The sequence below is a fragment of the Microbacterium sp. MYb54 genome, assembly GCF_002979515.1.
Taxonomy (GTDB): domain Bacteria; phylum Actinomycetota; class Actinomycetes; order Actinomycetales; family Microbacteriaceae; genus Microbacterium.
In genome coordinates, this window is the sequence record NZ_PCPA01000004.1 from 268,132 (window position 1) to 285,707 (window position 17,576).

The 17,576-nt window shown below is 66.9% G+C and carries 18 protein-coding genes, 1 tRNA gene and 1 pseudogene; 9 read left to right on the top strand and 11 right to left on the bottom strand.

Features of this window, described 5'->3' with window-relative positions:
- Nucleotides 1–74: 74 nt before the first annotated feature.
- The 3 genes from CQ040_RS06885 to CQ040_RS06895 are packed head-to-tail and all read right to left on the bottom strand — an operon-like array spanning nucleotide 75 to nucleotide 3,664.
- Entirely contained in the window at nucleotides 75–356 is a 282-nt protein-coding gene (locus tag CQ040_RS06885; protein ID WP_105525865.1) for a hypothetical protein, read from the bottom strand.
- A 54-nt stretch (nucleotides 357–410) separates the two neighbouring features.
- Nucleotides 411–1,664 (bottom strand): alpha/beta fold hydrolase, encoded by a 1,254-nt coding sequence (locus CQ040_RS06890; protein WP_105525866.1) that lies wholly within the window; start codon nucleotides 1,662–1,664, stop codon nucleotides 411–413.
- Entirely contained in the window at nucleotides 1,661–3,664 is a 2,004-nt protein-coding gene (locus CQ040_RS06895; RefSeq protein ID WP_105525867.1) for a DUF262 domain-containing protein, read from the bottom strand. The genes CQ040_RS06890 and CQ040_RS06895 overlap by 4 nt, the downstream gene beginning before the upstream one ends.
- A gap of 177 nt (nucleotides 3,665–3,841) precedes the next feature.
- On the opposite strand from CQ040_RS06895, the gene CQ040_RS06900 reads away from it, so the two are divergent.
- Nucleotides 3,842–4,615, top strand: coding sequence for a hypothetical protein (locus CQ040_RS06900; RefSeq protein WP_028501716.1), 774 nt, complete (start codon nucleotides 3,842–3,844; stop codon nucleotides 4,613–4,615).
- A 185-nt stretch (nucleotides 4,616–4,800) separates the two neighbouring features.
- On the top strand, nucleotides 4,801–5,304 hold the full coding sequence (locus tag CQ040_RS06905; RefSeq protein ID WP_105525868.1) for a DUF3145 domain-containing protein: 504 nt from the start codon (nucleotides 4,801–4,803) through the stop codon (nucleotides 5,302–5,304).
- Between the two features lie 138 nt (nucleotides 5,305–5,442).
- Here the strand turns inward: CQ040_RS06905 and CQ040_RS06910 are convergent, their stop codons facing one another.
- Entirely contained in the window at nucleotides 5,443–6,846 is a 1,404-nt protein-coding gene (locus tag CQ040_RS06910) for a PLP-dependent aminotransferase family protein (RefSeq protein ID WP_105525869.1), read from the bottom strand.
- Between the two features lie 95 nt (nucleotides 6,847–6,941).
- On the opposite strand from CQ040_RS06910, the gene CQ040_RS06915 reads away from it, so the two are divergent.
- Entirely contained in the window at nucleotides 6,942–7,607 is a 666-nt protein-coding gene (locus tag CQ040_RS06915) for a YitT family protein (RefSeq protein ID WP_105525870.1), read from the top strand.
- 80 nt (nucleotides 7,608–7,687) lie between these two features.
- Here CQ040_RS06915 and CQ040_RS06920 read toward each other — a convergent pair whose 3' ends face one another.
- From CQ040_RS06920 to aceE, 6 genes are all read right to left on the bottom strand, one after another.
- On the bottom strand, nucleotides 7,688–8,926 hold the full coding sequence (locus CQ040_RS06920; RefSeq protein ID WP_028501720.1) for a beta-ketoacyl synthase: 1,239 nt from the start codon (nucleotides 8,924–8,926) through the stop codon (nucleotides 7,688–7,690).
- A gap of 97 nt (nucleotides 8,927–9,023) precedes the next feature.
- A complete protein-coding gene (locus tag CQ040_RS06925) occupies nucleotides 9,024–9,272 on the bottom strand; it encodes an acyl carrier protein (RefSeq protein WP_017830435.1) in 249 nt (82 codons plus the stop codon).
- Nucleotides 9,273–9,340: 68 nt separating this feature from the next.
- A complete protein-coding gene (locus tag CQ040_RS06930) occupies nucleotides 9,341–10,342 on the bottom strand; it encodes a beta-ketoacyl-ACP synthase III (protein ID WP_028501721.1) in 1,002 nt (333 codons plus the stop codon).
- Nucleotides 10,339–11,259 (bottom strand): ACP S-malonyltransferase, encoded by a 921-nt coding sequence (locus CQ040_RS06935; protein ID WP_105525871.1) that lies wholly within the window; start codon nucleotides 11,257–11,259, stop codon nucleotides 10,339–10,341. The genes CQ040_RS06930 and CQ040_RS06935 overlap by 4 nt, the downstream gene beginning before the upstream one ends.
- A gap of 99 nt (nucleotides 11,260–11,358) precedes the next feature.
- Nucleotides 11,359–12,555, bottom strand: coding sequence for a CdaR family transcriptional regulator (locus tag CQ040_RS06940; protein ID WP_028501723.1), 1,197 nt, complete (start codon nucleotides 12,553–12,555; stop codon nucleotides 11,359–11,361).
- A 31-nt stretch (nucleotides 12,556–12,586) separates the two neighbouring features.
- A complete protein-coding gene (gene aceE, locus CQ040_RS06945) occupies nucleotides 12,587–15,313 on the bottom strand; it encodes a pyruvate dehydrogenase (acetyl-transferring), homodimeric type (protein ID WP_105525872.1) in 2,727 nt (908 codons plus the stop codon).
- A 155-nt stretch (nucleotides 15,314–15,468) separates the two neighbouring features.
- On the opposite strand from aceE, the gene CQ040_RS06950 reads away from it, so the two are divergent.
- Nucleotides 15,469–15,541, top strand: a tRNA-Val gene (locus tag CQ040_RS06950).
- Here CQ040_RS06950 and CQ040_RS21220 read toward each other — a convergent pair.
- Nucleotides 15,501–15,794 carry a helix-turn-helix domain-containing protein gene (locus tag CQ040_RS21220; RefSeq protein WP_105525931.1) on the bottom strand — a complete coding sequence of 98 codons (294 nt, stop codon included), beginning with the start codon at nucleotides 15,792–15,794 and terminating at the stop codon, nucleotides 15,501–15,503. The two genes, CQ040_RS06950 and CQ040_RS21220, sit on opposite strands and share 41 nt — an antisense overlap.
- An 88-nt stretch (nucleotides 15,795–15,882) precedes the next feature.
- Here CQ040_RS21220 and CQ040_RS06960 point away from each other — a divergent pair, with 88 nt between their 5' ends.
- The 5 genes and pseudogenes from CQ040_RS06960 to CQ040_RS06975 all read left to right on the top strand — a co-directional run.
- Nucleotides 15,883–16,083 carry a helix-turn-helix domain-containing protein gene (locus CQ040_RS06960; protein WP_105525873.1) on the top strand — a complete coding sequence of 67 codons (201 nt, stop codon included), beginning with the start codon at nucleotides 15,883–15,885 and terminating at the stop codon, nucleotides 16,081–16,083.
- Nucleotides 16,080–16,673 carry a helix-turn-helix domain-containing protein gene (locus CQ040_RS06965; protein ID WP_105525874.1) on the top strand — a complete coding sequence of 198 codons (594 nt, stop codon included), beginning with the start codon at nucleotides 16,080–16,082 and terminating at the stop codon, nucleotides 16,671–16,673. Before CQ040_RS06960 ends, CQ040_RS06965 begins: the two co-directional genes overlap by 4 nt.
- Nucleotides 16,670–16,978, top strand: coding sequence for a hypothetical protein (locus CQ040_RS06970; RefSeq protein ID WP_105525875.1), 309 nt, complete (start codon nucleotides 16,670–16,672; stop codon nucleotides 16,976–16,978). The genes CQ040_RS06965 and CQ040_RS06970 overlap by 4 nt, the downstream gene beginning before the upstream one ends.
- On the top strand, nucleotides 16,975–17,103 hold the full coding sequence (locus tag CQ040_RS20980) for a hypothetical protein (RefSeq protein WP_258131181.1): 129 nt from the start codon (nucleotides 16,975–16,977) through the stop codon (nucleotides 17,101–17,103). Before CQ040_RS06970 ends, CQ040_RS20980 begins: the two co-directional genes overlap by 4 nt.
- Nucleotides 17,104–17,105: 2 nt before the next feature.
- A pseudogene (locus CQ040_RS06975) lies at nucleotides 17,106–17,576 on the top strand (hypothetical protein); the annotation flags it as partial.

Here is a 17,576-nt window from a genome sequence, read left to right on the forward strand (position 1 = left end):
CCCATGCTCCTCGGAGCATGGGGTCTTCTTTCATTCTCGGACGTGCGCTTCACATCCGGCCGTGTTCCGATCCCTCAGATGTCGAGTCGGATCCGGCCGTCGTCGATCGCGTCCGGGGGATCGCCCGGCGACGGCGCCGGGGCGGTCCGCTGTGTCTGGCGGTCGCGCTCCATCCCCGCTTCGTGCGCAGTCGGCGACCACACGGCATCGAACGCGCCGCCGAGCCCGCCGCCGCTGGTCTCGTACTTCTTCTCGATGGGTACCTTCGAGAACCCGAAGGCGATCATGACGATCACGGCGGAGACCAGGAGCAGCAGTACTCCGACCGTGATGATCACGCCCACACCCTGTTCCATGGGTACAGCGTAGGCGGCGGGTAGGACGAGGGCATCCTCCTCGAGGCGGAGATGTCAGCGGATGCGACGACCGTGCGCGAGGTCGATCAGATGCGACAGCACCGGTCCCGAGCGCAGACCGTTGTGCTCGTGCTCGCTCGTCTGCCAGAGCTGCACGCCCGGGATCAGCTTCGCGGTCTCGAGAGAGAACTCGTAGGGCACGTAGACGTCGTTGACGTAGACCGCGGCCGCACCGGTCGCCCCCGAAGCGGCGATAGCTGCGGCATCGTAGATCTGAGGCCACTCGAACTCGGCGAGTTCGAGCGCGACATCGCGCCACGGCTGGAACGCGGGCACCGTCTCGGTCCACTCGCGGCGGATGTGCTCGCCCGTGAACAGTGTCGGGTCGTCGCGGAAGTCTGCGGGCTCTGTGCGCTCGGCCGACCACCGGGTGGCGTGGCCGTCGGCGTAGCTCGACTCGTGGAACGCGAAGTACAGCGGGTTGCGGCCGTCGTAGGGCATGGCGTGCATCAGGTCGTATCGGAAGGCGTTCGAGGACGGATCGCGCTCGAGGAGGGACCACACGGCCTGCCAGCCGTCGTTCGTGCCGAGGGCTGAGCCCATCGATCGCAGCCGCGACCGCGAGACGACCTCTCCGTCTGGAAGGACGATGTCTCCGGCATCCGCCAGCTCGACGAGCCGTCGCATGACGTCGCGGTGCTCGGGGAAGCGTCGGTAGTAGCGCTCCGAGGAATCGCGCATCTTGTCGTAGCAGAGCGCGTACACGTCATCAGGGTGGCGTCCGACCGCACTGAGACCGCCGGTGATGAAGACGTCTTCGAGGGAGTCGGCGTCGGTGGAGAGGTACGCCAGGGTCGTGAAGCCGCCGAAGGACTGCCCCAGCACGCTCCAGGTCGTGGCGCCCAGGTGCTCGCGCATGGCCTCGCAGTCACGCACGATCGCATCGGCGCGCAGGTGGGTGAGGTGCTCGGCCACGGCTGCGGCGCCGCGCTCGAGGTCCTGGTCACCGACCGGTGTCGAGCGTCCGGTACCGCGCTGATCGAGGAGCACCAGGCGGTAGTGGGCGAGCGCTTCGTCGAGCCAGGCAGGCGAACTCGACGAGTGGAACGGACGCGGAGCCTCGTGCCCAGGTCCCCCCTGCAGGAACACCAGATAGGGGAGCGCTTCACCGCCCTCGCGGGCGACCACGCGCGCGAAGATGTCGATCGTGCGGCGGTCGGAGGGGTCTCCCCACACCAGGGGGACGGTGAGCGTGTGCTCTTCGACGGTGAGATCCTGCAGTTTGCGGACGACGGTGCTCATGTTCACATCACATTTCCGATGTAGGAGTACTTGACGAAGACCTCCGAGGCGATGCCCGACTCCTCGAGCACACCCTGCACAGCGGTCATCATGTAATTGGAATCCCAGCCCATGTAGAGGAAGTGGCCCTCGCCGAGCTCGTCCCACTGGCCCTTCCAGGCCATGTCCTGGTAGATCGGGCCGCCGTGGGCGGCGCAGTAGGCCAGAGCAGCGGTCCTGTTGTCGGTCCACGCGCGGCGGAATACCCGGTTGAACAGGTACTTGACGTCGGGAACCTCCCAGCGCTCACCGCGGTACTCGACGTAGTCGAACTCCCGCTCCCACCCGGTCGGCCATCCGCGGCGTCGCACCGCATCCAGGATCGGCGTCAGGCCGTCGTCGTCGATCTCCGGCAGGGCGGGCCGCGCCCAGATGCGGATCAGCTCGGCCGTGAGGGCGATCGTGCGCCGTGTGATGGCCGCCGTGTTCCAGGAGTCGACGTCGGTGAGGTCGCGCGTCGCCGGCACCGAGCTGCGTGGGTACGCCTCCGTGCGCTTCACGGGGAACGGGGCGCCGAACACCCGTTCGGTGAGACCCTGCTCGAGCAGAGTCAGGTTGCCGAGAGTCGGGGCAAGGGCACGATGGCTGTTCTGCTCATCCTCGGAGTAATCGATCCAGGTTCGCTCTCCGTCGCCCGACCAAGAATCGCCCGGCACGGTCGGGACAATGTGCTCGATGTCGAAGGAGTCGAGGTCGTCGACGCCCTCCAGCCGTCCCAGGACGTAGGCGGGGTGGGGGAGTTCGCTGTACTTCAGGACCGCGCTCACGCGTTCGTCGGAGGGGGTGATGCGCGCGAACGCGCGTGCGAGCGCATCGCGACCGTCGCGACGTGCACGGCAGAGCCTCGCGACGAGTCTCTCCGCCGGCAGATTCACCAGAGCGCGGCGGAGGAAGAGGGCCTGCAGCCACTCCAGGGTCTCGATGAGCTCGGAACGGTCGATGATGCCGCGGGTGTGATCGCTGTAGGCGCTCATCACGAGCGGATAGGAGGAGCGGCCGAACGTGTTGATGTGGCGGAGCTGCCGAGCGATCTCGGGATCCTGCTCGCGGGACGGGTCGAGGAGGATCCCGTAGATCTCGGCATAGTGCCGCCACTGCGTGGCATCGGCCTGCAGATGGGCGACGTCGACGCGGGGGAATGACTGCCGGAACGCGCTGTAGACGCCGTGTTCGCCGTTGGCCGCGACCTCACGGCCGGTGACGAGCACGAGGTAGTGCCGCCAGAACGCGCCGATGGCCTCGCCGGTGTGATGCTCGATCGGCACCCAGAAACGGGCCTCGACATCGACCTGCTCGGCGTGGCTCAGACCCATCAGGATGTAGTTGTGGATGAGCTCGTGGTCGCGCAGCGGCTCACCCGTCGAGTTCAGGCTCTCGAAGATCTGCTGGGCATTCGCCTGGGCGCCGAGGGTGATCGACACGTGCTCGAGCTTCTGCAGTCCGCGCCAGATGGCCGGTACCTCGTCGACGTGGATCTGGCTGCGGAAGAAGGCGTAGTTGTCGTCGAAACGCGATTCGCGGTCTGCGTCGTCGCGGCGATCGAGCACCACCGATTCGTACAGGTCGGCCCAGGCGTCATGGGGGCGCAGCTTCGTACTGCCCGGCGCGTCGGAGCGCACCAGCACACGTTCGAGGGCTGTGGCCAGAGTCGGATCGGTGTCGCGGACCGCGTGATGCAGCGCGGCGACGAGGAGCATGAGAGTGGTGATGCGCTGCTGGCCATCGATGAGGATCAGATCGGAATCGGCGGATGCGCCGTCTTCCGCGGAGAGGATCGAACCGATGAAGTGGCGGTGGGCGTCGTCTTCGCGCGCCACTGAACGGATGTCGGAGAGAAGCCGTTCGCAGCCCCCGATGTCCCAGCGATACTGCCGTTGGTATACCGGGACGACGATGGTCTTCGTGCCCGCCGCGAGCCACTCGATCGTGTTGACTGCTGTCGCCTCGACGTTGGTCGCGGTGCTCATGCTGGTGTCTGGTCCTCCCGATTCGACGGGTGCCGAGGCCTCGCCGGGGCGCCCCGATCAGTCTATTCGGTTATGCACGGCCGACCTCCGAAGGGCTCGCAGGAGTCGCTGTTAGGCTTGCCTTATCAGGGCCTGTTAAAACGTGCTGGCCCCCGATGAAAGGAACATGACTCGATCATGGGTTACATCAAGTCCGCTGCCCTCGAGGAAAAGGGATTCGTCGTCCTCGACAGCTACAACCAGGAGCTCGACCCCAAGGAATGGCTCGACATCGAGTACAACGACTGGAAGTCGTCGGGTGACACCCGCTTCGCGCCTCTCGCCAGTGCCTTCGGTGACATCGAGTGCAACGGGTTCTGGAACCACAAGCCGCCGCGCACCGACAAGGACGGCGTCTGGATCGACTCGCAGACCGAGAAGGCCCCGAACCTGACGCGTCGTGCGCAGGAGCCGGGTGCCAATGTCGGGCGCTGCCGCGTCATCGAGCTGCAGCCCACCCCTTACGGTGAATGCCTCTACAACCTCCACCAGGACGACAACAACCGTCTGAACCCGGACGGAACCGGTTGGGTCGTCCGCGGCTTCTTCAACCTGACGGACGACAAGGACAGCTACTTCGTCCTGCGCGAGAACCGCACCGACCCGAGCATCGAGTACCGCATCGCTCTTCCGGCCGGCGCCCAGCTCATCGTCGACACCCAGCGCCTGTGGCACGCCGCGACGCACAACGGCACCGAGCCGCGTTACTGCCTCATCACGTCGTGGACCTCGGGCCCGGAGCTCGACGCCTACATCGAGAAGTACAACGGCACCGACGACGTGCCCAACTACGAGGTCGACCAGGAGACGCTCGAGCTCGGCTATGCAGAGCAGGCGCGCAAGGATGCCGCTCGCGCCGCCTACTATGCCGCGAAAGGCCAGCAGGTCAAGCAGGCCATGAGCGAGGCCTGACCTTCGTCAGACTCACGACCGGTTTCCGGTCTGAAGGCCCCGGTCGCCGTGACCGGGGCCTTCGTCATGAATGACATGCTTGTGATTTCCGGGGAACTCGGCGAGAATGGGCGCACAACCGCATATTCTCGCCACTTCGTGGTTCAGGTCGTTGGGGAAGACGCACCTGATGAAACGGAGAGATCATGGCGACGGCTTACGCACGCGGAGTGGTGTTCATCCACTCTGCGCCTCGCGCGCTCTGCCCGCACCTCGAGTGGGCGGTGGGTCGCGCTATCGGGCGTGCAGTGAACTTCGACTGGACCGAGCAGCCCGTACTCAACGGTGCGCGACGCGCGGAGTTCTACTGGGACGGCCCCGTCGGTACCGGCGCTGCCCTCGCGACGTCCATCCGCGGATGGGAGCACCTCCGCTTCGAGGTGACCGAGGACCCGACACCTCGAAGCGACGGCGGTCGCTGGCTGCACACACCCGACCTCGGCATCCACTATGCCCAGACCGACGCTGCCGGCAACATCGTCATCGGCGAGGATCGGATTCGCTACGCCATGGAGATCGCGGCAGGAAGCGCGGTCGAACTGCAGCGCGAACTCGACATCGCGCTCGGCTCCGCCTGGGACGAAGAGCTCGAACCGTTCCGCCACGCCAGCGACGACGCCAGTGTCGTCTGGCTCCACAAGGTCGGCTAGCCCGACATCACAGACCGGGAGCGGGGGAGGCGTGAGTATCGGATGCCGGTGAGTGATCCCGGACGCTGAGAAGACGTATCCCCGCTCCGCACGACGAGGACCCCGCCCCGGAAACGAGGCGGGGTCCTCGTCGTCGAGTCAGATCACCGCGGCGTGCTGGAGGTCCTCGGAGGGGGATGCGCTGCCTCCGCGTACGTCCGCCCAGGCGAGGGAGAGCCGCTGCATCGCCTCTGCCGTGCGGTCGGGCGGGAGAGTGATGGGGATGCGCAGTCGGCGTTCGAGTACGCCGCCCGTCGTGAAGCGGGGACCGGGCGGCAGGATGAGACCCCGCTCGCGTGCGGCGAGCGAGAGTGACGTCGAAAGCGGTGCGCCGATGTCCACCCAGGCGGAGAGCCCACCCGGTGTCTGCGGCATCCGGAAGCCCGGGATCTGCCTGATGCCCTCCTCGACTGCGGTTCGCCCTGCGTGTAGGCGCCGGCCGACATGGGCGGTGAGGGCGGGCATGTCGGCGAGCAGTTCGATGGCGATGCACTGCTCGAGCAGGGCGGTTCCGAGTTCGAACGAAGGCCGGACGGCGAGCAGCCGGGCGATGATCGAACGCTCAGCGCGGATCCAGCCGATACGCATCCCGCCCCACGCGATCTTCGACATCGAGCCGACGGTGATGACGTTCGGTCCGCTCGCGGCCATCGGCGACGGCGACCATCCGCGGTCGATGTCGAGTTCTGCTGTCGTCTCGTCGACGATGAGGTGCGTGCCCACGTTGCGCGCGGTCGTCACGATGCGCGACCGCTCCTCGTCGGGCAGCGTCGCGCCGGTGGGGTTGTGGAAGTCGGGGATCAAGTAGGCCACATGCGGGCGCGCGCCGAGCAGCGTCTCATTGAGATGCCGGCTGTCCCACCCCTCGACATCGACGGGCGTGGGCACCAACCGGTATCCGTGGCGGTGCAGGGCTTCGAGGGCATGCGGGAACGTCGGCTGCTCGACCAGGGCCCGCTCGCCGCGTCGTCCGATCGCGGTGAGGATCAGATTCACCGCGTTCAGCGCCCCCGAGGTGATGATGATCTCGTCGGCGGAGGTGGGCGCGCCGCGCTCGCTGAAGCGCCGGGCGACGGCTTCTCTGAGCTCGGGCAGGCCCTGGAGTGAATAGCCGCTCGTGCCTCGCAGCGCGGCGAGGCGGGGGAGGGAGCGCACCGTCGCGTCGTACAGTCCGGGCGTCGAGTCCATCGAAGCGATGGATAGATCGATCGCGTCGTCGCCGGCGTCTCCTCCCGGGGCCGTGTGTCCGTTCGGAAGGGTCACGCGCGTGCTTCCGCCGTGCAGACGGGAGACGTACCCGTCGGATTCCAGCAGTCCGTAGGCGCGGGTGATGGTCGAGCGGGAGCGGCGCAGTTCGAGGGCGAGGGATCGTTCGCTGGGCAGTCGCTCGCCGACCGTGAGTCTGCCGTCGAGGATCAGCGCCCGGATCTGCTCCGCCAGGGCGGTCGCCGCTGCGCCGGCGACGTTGTGCGCTCCGAGCTGTTCGACGAGTCGTGATCCCATACTTCCAGCATGGCGCAAAGTGGCCTGTTCTGCGCGGGCCACTTTACGCGCAGTGGACTCGCCGTGGAGAGGGTTCCGGCGGCCAGAGTGGAAGAATGCTCCTGCGTGCCATGTTCCTCCCCGTCACCGCCACCAGTCGGCGTGACCTCGTCGAGCGGCTGGGTCAGCTGGTTCTCGGCCTGTTCCTCTACGGCGTCGCACTCGGTTTCATGGTGCGTGGCGGCATCGGCGTAGCCCCGTGGGACGTGCTGGCACTCGGTCTCGCCGCGCAGTCGGGTCTCGGATACGGCGTCATGACGGTGATCATCTCGGTCGTCGTGCTGCTGCTGTGGATTCCGCTGCGTCAGCGTGTGGGTCTTGGCACGGTGCTGAACGCGCTTCTGGTCGGGCCGAGCGCCGATCTCGCACTCCTCTTGATCCCGAATCCCGCTTCAGTCTGGATCGGAGCCCCGATGTTCATCTTCGGGCTCCTGCTGCTGGCCTTCGCGACCGGGCTCTACATCGCGGCCGACTTCGGTCCCGGCCCCCGCGACGGCCTCATGACCGGGCTGGTTCGCCGCACCGGATGGGCCGTGTGGCTCGTCCGCACCCTGATCGAGGGCAGCGTGCTGCTCATCGGCTTCCTGCTGGGCGGCCCGGTGGGTGTGGGTACAGTGCTCTTCGCGTTCGGTGTCGGCCCGCTCATCGGATGGTTCCTGCCGCGAATCACGCGGATGAGAGAAGCGCGCTCACGGCAGCTCGGGTCGCTGCGCACCGCCTGACGCTCCAGCTGATCCCCTTGCGGATACGAAGAGAGGCCCTCGGAATCCCGAGGGCCTCTCTTCGTCGATCGGTGCAGACGTCAGTCTGCGCTGGCGACCACCAGGACGGCGTTGTGCCCGCCGAACCCGAAGGAGTTGCTGATCGCGATCTGCGGACCGTCCCCGAGAGGCGCAGCCTCGCCGGAGAGATTGAACGGCACAGCCGGGTCAGGCTCGGTCATGTTGATCGTCGGTGGAGCGACACGATCGCGGAGCGCGAGGAGCGAGAAGATCGCCTCGAGAGCGCCGGTTCCACCGAGCAGGTGCCCCGTCGATGCCTTCGTCGCGGAAACCGGGATCTCATCGATCCGGTCGCCGAAGACCTTCTTGAGTGCGACGTACTCGTTGGGGTCGCCGACCGGAGTCGACGTCGCATGCGCGTTGATGTGCGTGATCTGATCAGCGGTGACACCGGCTTCGTCGAGCGCCAGAGTGACGGCGCGGGCGGCGCCGTTGCCCTCGGGGTCGTTGCCGGTGATGTGGTACGCGTCGGCCGTGACGCCGCCGCCGAGGACGTACCCGTAGATCTTGGCGCCACGGGCCTTGGCATGCTCCTCAGTCTCGAGGATCAACACGGCAGCGCCCTCGCCCATGACGAATCCGTCCCGGTCGATCGCACCGGGGCGGGAGGCGTGGGCCGGGTCGTCGTTGCGTCGCGACAGCGCCTGCGCGGAGGCGAAGGAAGCCATCGTGATCGGGTGGATCGCCGACTCGGTTCCTCCGGCGATCACGACGTCGGCGAGACCCTCCTGAAGGTGGTGGAAGGCGTGGATGATCGACTCGGTGCTCGAGGCGCACGCGCTGACGACCGTCTGCGCGTAGGCGCGTGCGTGGAACTGCAGCGACAGGTTTCCTGCGGCGGCGTTCGGCATGAGCATCGGGACCGTGAGCGGCATGACCCGGCGAGGGCCCTTCTCACGGAGAGTGTCCCAGGCGTCGAGGAGGGTCCAGAGGCCACCGATGCCGGTGGCGAAGTCGATTCCCAGGCGCTCAGGGGCGACCTCGGGGGACCCTGCGTCAGCCCACGCTTCGCGCGCGGCGATCAACGCGAACTGCGACGAGGGGTCGAGGCGCTTCGCCTCGTGGCGTGGAAGAACCTCTTCGGGACGGACGATCGCCTCAGCGGCAAAGGTGACGGGAAGCTCGTACTGCTTGACCCAGTCGTGTTCGAGGGAGCGGGTACCGGACATGCCGGCCAGCAGGTTCGTCCAGTTCTCGGGGGCCGTGCCGCCGATGGCGGACGTGGCGCCGATGCCGGTGACGACGATGCGCTTGGTCATGGGGTGTGGTTCCTTGTCGAAACGAAGTCGAACGGGTGAGAGGGCAGGTCGGAGGATGCCACTCCCCGCGAGGTGCGGGGGTGGCATCCTGCCGGGATTACTCCTGGCCCGCGACGATGAAGCTGACGGCGTCGCCGACGGTCTTCAGGTTCTTGACCTCGTCATCGGGAATGGTGACGCCGAACTTCTCCTCGGCGTTGACGACGATCGTCATCATCGAGATCGAGTCGATGTCGAGGTCGTCGGTGAACGACTTCTCCAGGGCGACCTCGGAGGCGTTGATGCCGGTCTCGTCGGTGATGAGTTCTGCGAGGCCAGCGAGGACCTCATCGTTGGTGAAAGCCATGTGGTCTTCCTCTTTCTTGCGGGTTGTTTTCGGAACCGTGGAACAGTCTAGGGAAAGTCAGCGCATTCTCAGGGAAGGACGACGACCTGTGCGGCGAACACGAGTCCCGCACCGAACCCGATCTGCAGCGCGAGTCCGCCGGAGAGTTCGGGGTGCTCAGCCATCAGACGGTGGCTGGCGAGCGGGATCGAGGCGGCAGAGGTGTTGCCGGTGGTCTCGATGTCGCGGGCGATCACGGTGGTCTCCGGCAGCTTCAGCTGCTTGGCGAACTCGTCGATGATCCGCATGTTGGCCTGGTGCGGGATGAACGCGGCGATGTCCGTCGGCTCGACGCCCGCCTTGTCGAGTGCCTCGCGTGCGACCTTGGCCATCTCCCAGACCGCCCAGCGGAAGACCGTCTGGCCTTCCTGGCGCAGTGTCGGCCACGGCACGACGCCGTCGCGGAAGTCGGTGAGCGTGCCGTTCATGCCCACTGCATCGGCCTTCGAGCCGTCGGAGCCCCACACGGCCGGAGCGATACCGGGAGTGTCGCTCGGGCCGATCAGCGCGGCGCCAGCACCGTCGCCGAGGAGGAACGAGATGCTGCGGTCGGTCGGGTCGACGACATCGGACAGCTTCTCCGTGCCGATCACGAGGGCGTATCGGGCGGCGCCGGCTTTGATCAGCGCGTCTGCCTGGGCGATCGCGTAGGCGTATCCGGCGCATGCGGCGTTGATGTCGTAGGCCGCTGCGGGGTTCGCGCCGACGCGGTCGGCGACGATGGCCGAGACCGACGGCGTCTGCTTGGGGTTGCTGATGGTCGCGACGATCACCAGGTCGACCTGGTCTGCCGGTACGCCGGACTTCTCGATGGCCTCCGCGGCCGCCGTCGTCGCGAGGTCGATCGCGTCGGTGCCCTTGTCGGCACGGGCACGGGTGATGATGCCGGTGCGCTGACGGATCCACTCATCACTGGAGTCGATCGGTCCGATCAGGTCTTCGTTGGGCACCGCATTCTCGCCACGGGCGGCGCCGTACGAGTAGATGCGCGTGTACGCGGGACCGGTGAGCTGGGCGAGGGTGACGCTCATGCGGCTACTCCGTTCAGCAGCGCGACGGCTGCGTCGAGGTCTTCTGGGGTCTTCACGGCGACTGTAGGCACGCCGCGCAGGCCGCGCTTGGCGAGTCCGACCAGTGCGCCGGCCGGTGCGAGTTCGATCACGCCGGTGACACCCGCGTCAGCGAAGGACTGCATGCAGAGGTCCCAGCGCACGGGGGAGGAGACCTGGTCGACGAGGTAGTTGAGCGCCTGCCCGCCGTCCGTGACGGCAGAGCCGTCGCGGTTGGTCCACAGCGTGATGTCGGGGCTCGTAGGGGCGACATCCGCGACGGCGTCTCGGAGCGCGGCGACAGCTGCGGCCATGTACCGGGTATGGAAGGCACCGGCCACCTGCAGCGGGATGACGCGGGTGCCCTTGACGGGCTCTTCGGCGAGAGCGGCGAGGGCGGGGAGGGCGCCGGCGACGACGATCTGTCCGCCACCGTTGTAGTTGGCGGGGAAGAGGTCGAGCTCGGCGAGACGGGCGAGAAGGGTTTCCTCATCGCCGCCGAGGACGGCGCTCATGCCGGTCTGCTCCTGCGCTGCCGCATCGGCCATCGCACGGCCGCGGATGCCGACCAGGCGCATGCCGGTGTCGGCATCGATCACGCCGCTGCCCACGAGAGCGGCGATCTCGCCGACGGAGTGCCCGGCGATCCCATCCGCACGACGCCCGGCCCGCTCCACCAGAGCATCACCGGCGATCAGGGAAGCGGCGACGATCAGCGGCTGCGCGATGCGCGTGTCGCGGATCGTGTCGGCGTCCGAGACCGTTCCGTGTTCACGAAGATCGACCTCCGCAGCGTCGGAGTAGGCGGCGAGGCGCTCGGCCACACCGTCGAGCTCGAGCCAAGGAGCGAGGAATCCGGGGGTCTGCGAGCCCTGACCTGGGCATACGACGACAATCACCAACCCAGTCTGCCAACGATTCCCGCGAAGTGGTGGATGATCCATCACAAGATTGCGAGAAACCCTTGTGTGTGGCGCACAGACGCAGGGTGAATGTGCTCAGCGCTGCGGGCGTCGGAGTGGCGCGCGCCGACGCGATTGCTCCCCGGCTCCGATGGAACCGAGGATCAGGGCGGTCTGCAGGATGAGCGCCTCGCGGGGCCCGGTGGCATCCCAGCCGATGACCTCGCTCACGCGCTTGAGCCGGTAGCGCACGGTGTTCGGGTGCACGAACAGCTCGCGGGCGGTCGCCTCGAGCGAGCGCCCGTTGTCGAGGTAGCTCCAGAGCGTGGTGACCAGATCGGTGGAATGCGCCTGCAGCGGGCGGAAGATGCGTTCGATCAGCGTGTGCTTCGCGAGCGGGTCTCCGGCGAGTGCCCGCTCCGGGAGCAGATCGTCGGCTTCCACAGGACGAGGGGCTCCGCGCCAGGCGCGGGCGACCGCGAAACCCGCGAGCGCGGCGCGTGCGCTCTGGCTCGCGTCGACGAGGGCGGCGACGGCTGGACCGAGCACGACATATCCCGGGCCGAACGACGGTTCGAGGCGGGTGGCGATCTCCTGGAAGCCGAGTTCTTCTTCTTCGCCCTCCTGGCCTTCGACCCGTGCACGTCCGAGCACGAGCACGAGGCGGGAACCCTGGACGCCGATGAGGACATCGACGGCGAGCTTCCTGGCAGTGCGGCGGACCAGGTCGACGTCGAACTGCGCTGGCGTTGTTCCGACGAGAACGGCGACCTCGCCGTGACCGTGCCAACCGAGCGCGGCGATCCGGCTCGGAAGCTCCTCGTCGGCTTCGCCGGTGAGGATGGAGTCGACGACGAGTGCTTCCAGGCGCGCGTCCCAGAGGCCACGGGCCTCGGCGGCCCTGGCATATACATCGGCCGCTGCGAATGCGACATCGCGCGAGTAGAGCAGGATCGCCTCGCGGAGATCGTTTCCTCGACCCGCGACGCGCTCCTCGGTGACCTCGACGGTGACGCGGATGAGCTGCAGGGTCTGCTGGAGGCTGACGCTGCGCAGCAGTTCACGCGGAGCCGCGGCGAAGATGTCGGCCGCGATCCATGGCGTGGAGGTGGGGTCTTCGTACCACTGGATGAACGACGTGATGCCGGCCTGAGCCACCAGCCCGACCGCAGAGCGGCGGGCTGGTGGCATGTCGGCGTACCACGGGAGGGTGTCCTCCAGGCGCTTGATGGTCACCGAGGCGATGTCACCGGAGATCCGGCGCAGCCAGGTGAGCGTCGCGGCCTTGTCCATGCCGGAAGGAGAAGAACCTGTCACCGAGGGCTCAGCTTTCGCCGCCCGCGTTGCCGCTGGTTCCGGCGTTCACGTCGTGCAGTCGATACTTCTGGATGGCCTGCGCCGCGAGCGAGCGGTCGACGACGCCGTCTTCGGCGAGCGACTGCAGGGTGCGGACGACGATCGACGGTCCGTCGATCTTGAAGAAGCGACGTGCAGCGGCACGTGTGTCGGAGAATCCGAAGCCGTCAGCGCCGAGCGTGGCGAAGCGGTTCGGAACCCATGGACGGATCTGGTCCTGCACGGCGTGCATGAAGTCGCTGACGGCGACGACCGGGCCCTCTGCGCCCTGCAGCTTCTGGGTGAGGTAGGCCGTGTGGGGCTCCTCCTCCGGGTGCAGGAAGTTGTGCTCGTCGGCGGCGAGGCCGTCGCGGCGCAGCTCGGTCCACGAGGTGACCGACCACACGTCGGCGATCACGCCCCAGTCGTTCTTCAGCAGCTCCTGCGCCTCGAGGGCCCAGGGGAGTCCGACACCCGATGCGAAGAGCTGGGCGCGGGGACCCTCGCCCTCGCCGACCGAGATGCGGTGGATGCCGCGCACGATGCCGTCGACGTCCACGTTCTCCGGCTCGGCGGGCATCACGATGGGCTCGTTGTAGAGCGTGATGTAGTACATCACGTTCGGGTCCTCGTGGTTGCCGCCGTACATGCGCTCCAGGCCGGACCGCACGATGTGTGCGATCTCGTAGCCGTAGGCGGGGTCGTACGAGACCGTCGCGGGGTTGGTCGCGGCGAGCAGGTGCGAGTGTCCGTCGGCGTGCTGCAGGCCCTCACCGGTCAACGTCGTGCGACCGGCGGTGGCGCCCATGATGAAGCCGCGCGCCATCTGGTCACCGGCTGCCCACTGGGCGTCACCCGTGCGCTGGAACCCGAACATCGAGTAGAAGAGGTAGATCGGGATGAGCGGTTCGCCGTGCGTGGCGTACGAGGTGCCGGTGGCGGTGAACGCCGCGAGGGCGCCGGCCTCGTTGATGCCGACGTGCATGATCTGGCCCTGCGGGCTCTCCTTGTAGGCGAGGAGGAGTTCGCGGTCGACCGAGGTGTAGTGCTGGCCGTTCGGGTTGTAGATCTTCGCCGTCGGGAAGTACGCGTCCATGCCGAAGGTGCGCGCCTCGTCGGGGATGATCGGCACGATGCGGTGACCGAAGTCCTTCGAGCGGAGCAGGTCCTTCAGCAGTCGGACGAACGCCATCGTGGTGGCGATCTCCTGCGTGCCCGAGCCCTTCTTGGGCAGGGCGTATGCCGTGTCATCCGGCAGCGAGAGTCCGACGTGCGTCGAACGGCGCTCCGGCAGGTGGCCGCCGAGGGCCTGACGGCGCTCGAGCATGTACTGGATCGTCTCGTCCTGGGGTCCCGGGTTGTAGTACGGGGGCAGGTACGGGTTCTCCTCGAGCTGCGCATCCGTGATCGGGATGTGCATGGCGTCGCGGAACGTCTTGAGGTTGTCCAGCGTCATCTTCTTCATCTGGTGGGTCGCGTTGCGGCCCTCGAACTGAGGACCGAGGCCGTAGCCCTTGACGGTCTTCGCCAGGATGACGGTGGGCTTGCCCTTGTGCTCGGTCGCGGCCTTGAACGCGGCGTAGACCTTGCGGTAGTCGTGGCCACCCCGCTTGAGGTTCCAGATGTCGTCGTCGGACATGTCCTTGACGAGAGCGGCGGTGCGCTCGTCGCGACCGAAGAAGTGCTCGCGAACGTAGGCACCGGACTCGGCCTTGTAGGTCTGGTAGTCACCGTCGGGGGTGACGTTCATCAGGTTGAGCAGCGCGCCCTCGGTGTCGCGGGCGAGCAGATCATCCCACTCGCGACCCCAGACGACCTTGATGACGTTCCAGCCGGCACCGCGGAAGAACGACTCGAGCTCCTGCACGATCTTGCCGTTGCCGCGAACCGGACCGTCGAGGCGCTGCAGGTTGCAGTTCACGACGAACGTCAGGTTGTCGAGGCCCTCGTTCGCTGCGACCTGCAGCTGGCCGCGGCTCTCGACCTCGTCCATCTCGCCGTCGCCCAGGAAGGCCCAGACATGCGATGCGGAGGTGTCCTTGATGCCACGGTTCTCGAGGTACTTGTTCGACATCGCCTGGTAGATCGCGTTGATCGGACCGAGGCCCATCGACACCGTCGGGAACTGCCAGTACTCCGGCATGAGACGCGGGTGCGGGTAGGAGGGGATGCCGTTCGGGCCGTGCGACTTCTCCTGACGGAAGCCGTCGAGCTGGTCCTCGCTCAGGCGTCCCTCGAGGAAGGAGCGTGCGTAGGTGCCGGGGGAGGCGTGACCCTGGACGAAGATCTGGTCTCCGCCGCCGGGGTTGTCGGCACCCTTGAAGAAGTGGTTGAAGCCGACTTCGTAGAGCGCGGCAGACGACGCGTAGGTCGAGATGTGGCCGCCGACGCCGATGCCGGGGCGCTGTGCGCGGTGCACCGTGATCGCTGCGTTCCAACGGATCCAGGCGCGGTAGCGGCGCTCGACCTCTTCGTCACCGGGGAACTCCGGCTCGTTCTCGCTCGCGATGGTGTTGATGTAGTCCGTGGTGGGGACCATGGGCACGCCGAGGTGCAGCTCCTTGGAGCGCTTCAGCAGGCTGAGCATGATCTCGCGACCACGGCCGTGGCCCTTCGCATCCACCAGCTCATCGAGCGACTGCTGCCACTCGCCGGTCTCTTCCGGATCACTGTCCTGGGGGCCCTGGGAGTATGGATCCTGATCGTGAACGGTCACGGGTGGAGCCTTTCGTCAAGCTGGCAGGTCATGCCAAGGAAACGGGAAGCGACACGGGCAGCCTTGTCGGCTGTGCACAACGCGCGCCTGGTTCAGCCTAGCCCTGTTCCACGACAGCGTCGCGCATCGGGCACCGGATAGACTGTTGGGCACCAGGGCCTTTAGCTCAGCTGGTAGAGCGCCACGTTTACACCGTGGATGTCGTCGGTTCGATCCCGGCAGGGCCCACCGGATGAGGGGCGCTTGACTCGCCCACGAGATACGCCACCGTCGTGTTTAGGCGCGCCGCGACCATGACGAGCTGCTCGATGCTGAATCGCTGCTCAGCGCGCAGCTTCTTGCCGACGCCGGTTGCTTCGATGCCGAGAAGCTCGGCGAGGTCCTTGTTCTTGACCCGCTGCTCCCACATAAGCGTGTGGATACGGCGGCCAACGACGGTATCGATCGGCTCACTGGTCCGGATCGGGCTCACTGTGCTCATACGGGCATGCTAGCGGACATAGCGGACATATTGCCTGAGTGATTCCTGATATTCCCGATACTGCCAAATTGTCTGGTATCGTCCGAACATGCCAAAAAGTCAGCTTCCGGATTCTGAGTGGATCACTCCAGCTGAGGCGGCGGCGGCGCTCGGCGTGACGACAAAGACCGTCTCACGACTCTCGGACAGCGGCAAGGTACGCGCGATCCGGCCAGGAGGCACGCAGCGCCGCTACGCGACCGCAGACATCGAGGCGATCCTTTCGCAGGGGCCGTGGGATGCCGCATGAGTCTCGAAGCCTTTATCTGGGTGTCAAAGCTCCCGCTTGACGTTGTGCCTCCTACGGCGTTCCGCGTGCTGCTCATGCTCGCGAACCACGCCCACAGCGACGGGCGCAACGTGTGGCGCAAAAAGAGCGAACTCGCCAACGAACTCGGGTGCAGCCTCCGCACGGTCGAGCGAGCCTTCCGCGACCTCCGCGTCCGTGGGCTCATCAAGCACGGCGACCAGCGCCTCACAGAGCACCTCCGCGCCGATCGTAAGCCCGTCGTCTTCGACCTCAACTTCGAGTTCGGACGCGACTATGGCGATGCTCCACTGTTCGCCAACGGCCCGACATCTGTTGTCGGTGCGTCGGAGGGTAGCGACCCGTCACCTGCGGTCGGTGCGTACGGCCCGACAAATCTGTCGCGACCCGACGAGATCAGGACCAACGGCCCGACATCTGTTGTCGCACATAGAACCGTAATAGAACCATCTAACTCATCTCTCGTAAGTCCCTACAGAGCGAATGTCGGGGCGTGCGGGCACCCACTCATTGACGACCGTCACTGCGAACGCGGGTGCCGCGTCGCCGACACCCTGGGAGAGACCGCATGAGAATCCACACCGGCACCATCACTGCCACCGACCGCATCGCGTTGAGCAACGACCTGTTCGAACTCTCCGAGTCGTTCACCGAGGAAGCGAAGCGCTGGCGGCCCACGCCTCGTCGAGAGCTTGAACGCAATTCACGTCTCCTCGCCGAGATCGCGCGTGGCGTGCTCTCGGGCGCGGCGGACTTCCAGCGAGCAGAAGCCTTCGCTGATGCAGGAGCCACAACGCTGGCCGGCACCGTAGAGCAGCGCCAGACCCTCACGGCTCGCGTCACCCGTCGAGTCAAGCGCGGAGGACGGTTCGCATGAACAACCCCGACTTCATCGACCCTCTGATCGGCGTCCCGCTCGCCGCTCTCCTGACGCTCACGTGGTGGCTCATCGAGCGCCACCACTCCCGCAACAGTTCCACCACACCCACCGAAGGAGCATGACCATGAACGCCGAAACCACGATCACCCTCGCCAAGGGCGCACACTCGAACCCCGAGGAAGGCATGTGCCTCCTCGAAGCCGCATCATTCGTCGCAGGAGAAGCATTCAGCGACACTCCGCAGTGCGTCTCACCGGTCCTCGGATCGTTCGGGCGGGCGCTCAACGATGCGCTCCCGACCGACAAGCGGCAAGAACTCGTACCGCTGATCCCGCGCATCATCGGCACCCGTGGCGACGGCAAAGACGAGCGACGCTCGTACCTCGCCCTCGACTGGCTCATCCGCACCCACCTGCCCACCTTCCTCGACCTCGCAATCCCGGATGAGGCGACCAAGATCCGCGCCCTCCAGCCCATCACCGACCTCGCCACAGCCGAAGCCGCCGGGCCCGTCGTTCGCGCCGCAGGGGACGCCGCAGGGGCCGCCGCATGGGACGCCGCAGGGGACGCCGCAGGGGCCGCCGCATGGGACGCC

Coding starts and splice junctions, on each gene's coding strand:
- CQ040_RS06920 (WP_028501720.1), bottom strand. CDS start 8,926: ATGACCAAGCGCATCGTCGTCACCGGCATCGGCGCCACGTCCGCCATC.
- CQ040_RS06910 (WP_105525869.1), bottom strand. CDS start 6,846: ATGGGATCACGACTCGTCGAACAGCTCGGAGCGCACAACGTCGCCGGC.
- CQ040_RS06900 (WP_028501716.1), top strand. CDS start 3,842: ATGGGTTACATCAAGTCCGCTGCCCTCGAGGAAAAGGGATTCGTCGTC.
- CQ040_RS06970 (WP_105525875.1), top strand. CDS start 16,670: ATGAGAATCCACACCGGCACCATCACTGCCACCGACCGCATCGCGTTG.
- CQ040_RS20980 (WP_258131181.1), top strand. CDS start 16,975: ATGAACAACCCCGACTTCATCGACCCTCTGATCGGCGTCCCGCTCGCC.
- CQ040_RS06925 (WP_017830435.1), bottom strand. CDS start 9,272: ATGGCTTTCACCAACGATGAGGTCCTCGCTGGCCTCGCAGAACTCATC.
- CQ040_RS06895 (WP_105525867.1), bottom strand. CDS start 3,664: ATGAGCACCGCGACCAACGTCGAGGCGACAGCAGTCAACACGATCGAG.
- CQ040_RS06915 (WP_105525870.1), top strand. CDS start 6,942: ATGCTCCTGCGTGCCATGTTCCTCCCCGTCACCGCCACCAGTCGGCGT.
- CQ040_RS06965 (WP_105525874.1), top strand. CDS start 16,080: ATGAGTCTCGAAGCCTTTATCTGGGTGTCAAAGCTCCCGCTTGACGTT.
- CQ040_RS06960 (WP_105525873.1), top strand. CDS start 15,883: ATGCCAAAAAGTCAGCTTCCGGATTCTGAGTGGATCACTCCAGCTGAG.
- CQ040_RS06905 (WP_105525868.1), top strand. CDS start 4,801: ATGGCGACGGCTTACGCACGCGGAGTGGTGTTCATCCACTCTGCGCCT.
- CQ040_RS06940 (WP_028501723.1), bottom strand. CDS start 12,555: ATGGACAAGGCCGCGACGCTCACCTGGCTGCGCCGGATCTCCGGTGAC.
- CQ040_RS06885 (WP_105525865.1), bottom strand. CDS start 356: ATGGAACAGGGTGTGGGCGTGATCATCACGGTCGGAGTACTGCTGCTC.
- CQ040_RS06930 (WP_028501721.1), bottom strand. CDS start 10,342: ATGAGCGTCACCCTCGCCCAGCTCACCGGTCCCGCGTACACGCGCATC.
- CQ040_RS21220 (WP_105525931.1), bottom strand. CDS start 15,794: ATGAGCACAGTGAGCCCGATCCGGACCAGTGAGCCGATCGATACCGTC.